General features: G+C 46.5%; 3 protein-coding genes. 2 read left to right on the forward strand and 1 reads right to left on the reverse strand.

The genetic code is table 11. From position 1 onward, the window contains the following. Positions 1-270 precede the first annotated feature (270 nt). Entirely contained in the window at positions 271-534 is a 264-nt protein-coding gene (locus ACTNA4_RS15765) for a hypothetical protein (RefSeq protein WP_002575859.1), read from the forward strand. Positions 535-612: 78 nt separating this feature from the next. Further along, positions 613-1,413 carry a helix-turn-helix domain-containing protein gene (locus ACTNA4_RS15770; RefSeq protein WP_002575858.1) on the forward strand — a complete coding sequence of 267 codons (801 nt, stop codon included), beginning with the start codon at positions 613-615 and terminating at the stop codon, positions 1,411-1,413. Between the two features lie 80 nt (positions 1,414-1,493). Here the strand turns inward: ACTNA4_RS15770 and ACTNA4_RS15775 are convergent, their stop codons facing one another. Next, the gene (locus tag ACTNA4_RS15775; protein WP_002584949.1) at positions 1,494-2,714 is read right to left on the reverse strand and encodes an MFS transporter; all 1,221 of its coding nucleotides are present in this window, start codon (positions 2,712-2,714) and stop codon (positions 1,494-1,496) included. Between the last annotated feature and the right edge of the window lie 999 nt (positions 2,715-3,713).

The following is a 3,713-nucleotide window of genomic DNA, read 5'->3' on the forward strand; positions in this document are numbered from 1 at the left end:
CAACAGCACACAACACATACAACAAATATTTTTATAAAATTTGACATAAAAAAAGCCGCAGTTACGCGGTTTTTGAGGTTTTATTCAGTTAGTAAGTGTCGAAGATCCGTCTACACCTTTTTGACCGCCTGTGCCGTATATCCAAGAGGTAGGAAATCAGCCTGAAAAACTCCCTATTTCCACGCTCTCGGATTTGTGATATAATCAAAAAAAGATAAAAGACAAATTCAGGTTTCTGGTCTTCTTGCACAAAATAAAGGAGGAGCTATTATGCAAATTGTTTATATTCCAAGCGAATCAATGTCTGTTCAAGGTAAAAAAGATGAAATCTATAAAAGATATGGGAAAGACTGGAATATTAGAGAACAGGGAGGAGGTAACGGAAATTGGTTGTTGACCAGAAAAAGTGATGTGCTTGTAGATGGAAAAAGTTATCGTACTTTTGTACTTGAACACTACGGTAAATCCAAGCTGACAGCGAAGCTTGTTGATAAATTTCGTGAAGATGTAGCAAATGGTAAAATAAAACTGTAAATGCCTATGCCGTTATGCTATGAGCATAGTACATAGCATAACGGCTTCTCTTTCGTTGAGCTAGCAAGGAGGGTGAATATGTCTTTATCCATACAAGAGCGATTAAAAGACCTACGTGTGGAGCGTGGCTTGACGCTGGGGCAGCTTGCGGAGCAGACCGGGCTTTCCAAGTCTGCGCTGGGCAGTTACGAAACGGAAGACTTCAAGGACATCAGCCACTATGCCCTTATCCGGCTGGCGAAGTTTTACGGTGTGACCGCTGATTATCTGCTGGGGCTGTCTGAAATGAAAAATCACCCAAACGCCGATCTTGCAGACCTGCGTTTGAGTGATGAAATGATTGACCTGCTGAAAAGCGGGAGGATAGACAATACCCTGCTGTGTGAGCTGGCGGCGCACCCGGATTTCCCCCGGCTGATGGCTGACCTTGAAATCTATGTGAACGGAACGGCACTGAAACAGGCGCAGGGTGCAAACGCCATAGTGGACACGATGAGCGCAACTGTTATAAAAAAGCATAATCCTGGCATGAGTGATACGCAGTTAAGACAGCTTATCACCGCCCATATTGATGAGGACGAGTTTTGCCGCTATGTGATACAACGGGACATAAACGGGATTGCCCTTGCTCTGCGGGAAACACACAAGGACGATTTTTTCAGCGTCCCAGAGGATAACCCGCTAAAAGAAATGCTGGAAACTGCTGGTGAAATCGTCAGCCAGGACAGCGACACGGAACAAGCGTACTTGGCGTTTATCTGCAAACGGCTCAAGCTGAATTTTAGGAAGCTGTCAGTAGAAGAACGGAAGTGGCTGAAAAAGATTGCGGAAAAATCCGACTTGCTGAAGAATCCAAAACCGCAGAGAGGACGAAGATAAAAAATGCCTGAACGGCGGTTCTGGTTTTTCAGAACCACCATCCAGGCATTTTGTTTAGTAATAGAAAAAGGTGCAGTTGATTATTGCGTATTGTCAATCTCTCTCAAACCGGGTAGTAAAAATACGGCAAGCGCAACGATGATAATGCCAATTCCGCAAATGACAAACCATTTCTCAACTCCCAGCCGCTCCGCCAGAGGCCCGGAAATGACAAGGCCAAACGGCATGGCGAGGGAAGCGGCGCTTGTCAGTAGAGAAAAAACTCTCCCCAGATATTCTGGTTTGACCGTTTCTTGAAAAATCGCATTTTGCACACCGTAAAATGGAGCGGAAATTCCCATAACAGTACAGCACACAACAAAGACAAGAAATGCGTCTGGCGGCAAAAGCCCGGAGAGCATATTGCTAACGCCCATCAGGAGAACGGAAAGACCGATGGTGTACCGCCGTTTCTTAAAACCGCCCCAAATGCTCAGAATGACTCCGCCAAGCAGCATACCAACCGCAAAAGCAATTTCAGCGGCAGAGGCATGGGCCGGTGTTCCTTTGAAGTATGACATACAGATGAGAGGAAAAAGCGTACTGATTGGCATATAAAAGAACATATAAATTACACCAATCCAGAGCAGAGCAAAGAGGCCCCTGTTTTGCTTTAATACCACATACCCCTCTTTCATATCCTGTAAAAACTGTTGTCTTTTCGTTTCTGGACATAGTTCAGGCGTTGGTATGGACGAAATCGCAACAGTCACACAGGCAAGGATTGCACCCACAATATCTAACAATATAATTGCATTAAGAGGCCAAACAGCATATAAAAACGCTGCGGCAGCTGGACTGATAATCGCACTTACTGCTTGCATGGTCTGCGTGTAACCAGCGCATTTTGTAAGTTCCTCTTTTGGCACAATCATAGGTGTTGCTGCGCTGAATGCTGGAGAATGAAAAGCAGTTCCCGCACTTCGGATTAACAGGACAACCATAATAGACCATACGGGCAATTCCATGTAAAACGCCACCAGCGCCAGAATACCGCCAGCGGCGGCAATTATCAAATCCGCACCAATCATTACGCTTTTACGGCTGTGCCGGTCAACAAAAGCACCTGCAAACGGGCCTAAACAGGCTTGCGGCAAAAATCCAATCAGTGTTGCCGCCGTCAATATGATTGCAGAATTAGTTTTCGCAACCAAATAAAAGATAATGGCCATTTGCAAAATACCGCTGCTAATAAAGGATATTGCTTGTCCGGCAAGAAGTGTAAAATAAGTTTTTCTCCATGAATTGTTGTTTTGGGTCATAATGCGAACCTCCTTTTTTATTGCATTGTTCCTTTGTTTCTGCAATAAAAAGCAGGCGTTGTCCCACAGAGAGGGCAGACGCCTGCATAACAACAAAGCACGAAAAAACACCACGATACAGTTCAAAGACTGCTCGTGTCAAACCTACGTGTTCCTTTGCATACGCACGCAAAAAAAGCCCACCATCATGTGGAAAGGTACTTCTACTTTTTATTGCTTATTAGCGTACACAAATTAACACACGTAAGCCTCCTTCCAATCTCAAACTGTCGCACAGTATAACACACATCCGATAGACTTGTCAACCATTTTTAACCTTGTTTTCCATCTTGTTTTTCCATCTCTTACGGGCAGTAGCAAAGCCAGGCGAGCCAGTCAACGGTCAAGATGAACGGCGCTTTCAGCGCCGCCGTTGACAGTCTCGCCCGTCTTTGCTAATGGGTAATCAAGGCGGGAAAGCCATTTTAGGGCTTTCCCGCCCATTTCAATTTTGGGAGAAGAAAGGCCCCAAAATGAACGAGTGCGGCCAAACACTTTTAGGGATTGGCCACCTTGTCCACCCATCCAGCGGGGCGGCGGGGAACGGTCAAGGCCGGGCGTCAGCCCATTCATTTCAGCCTTGACGGTTTCCTGCCGTCCTGCTACTTTTCCCGGAGTGTGGCCACACATCTGGTCACGGTGTCCAGAGCTTTGGGACTTTTTGTCCCATAGGCCGGGGGCGGAGGACGAGGGACGGGGGCTTTCATAATACGCCCTGTCTGCTGCTGAAATCAGCCCTTTGTTTCCGGCTTACCAGCCCCAAACAAAGCCCTGCTTTCCTGCCGCGTCAAATGCCCTTGCCCTCCCCGGCGGCAACGGTATTTTCAGGGCAACGCCGACAGAGCGTATAATGTTGGACAGCGAATTGAGGGAGACGCAAACGACAAATTATTTTTCCGTCCTTTAAAGAATCGACCGCGCAGTCTGGGAGCTAATGGCAGATTGACAGCGATAATACGG

The sequence above is a fragment of the Bariatricus sp. HCP28S3_A7 genome (genome assembly GCF_052066375.1).
Classification (GTDB): Bacteria; Bacillota; Clostridia; order Lachnospirales; family Lachnospiraceae; genus Allocoprococcus.